Raw genomic sequence first — 293 nt, forward strand, 5'->3', positions numbered from 1 at the left:
CGCAATCACCCAGGGACCGTCCGTCCGCCGATCCGTTCTCCGACCTTGCCCGCCATCTCAAGGGAAAGCAGAATGTCGAACCAGGAGACTGAACGCCAGTACACGGAGCGCCTCCTGAACGAGATGATCGCCGAGGCGAACGCCGCGGAGCAGGCTCGAGCGGAGGAGGCCAGGGTCGCCAAAGCAAACGCCGCCGGCGCCATTGCTGCCAGGACCGCGGCTGTTCTGGCCAGGGCCGTCAAACCGGCTCTCCCCAGATCCGAACCTGTTCTGGGCCGGACCGCCCTTTCATC

General features: G+C 65.9%; 1 pseudogene. It reads left to right on the top strand.

What is annotated here, in order from left to right:
- Nucleotides 1-72: 72 nt before the first annotated feature.
- A pseudogene (locus EN852_RS39405) lies at nucleotides 73-293 on the top strand (hypothetical protein); the annotation flags it as partial.

The organism is Mesorhizobium sp. M2E.F.Ca.ET.209.01.1.1 (assembly GCF_004010375.2).
Lineage (GTDB): Bacteria > Pseudomonadota > Alphaproteobacteria > Rhizobiales > Rhizobiaceae > Mesorhizobium.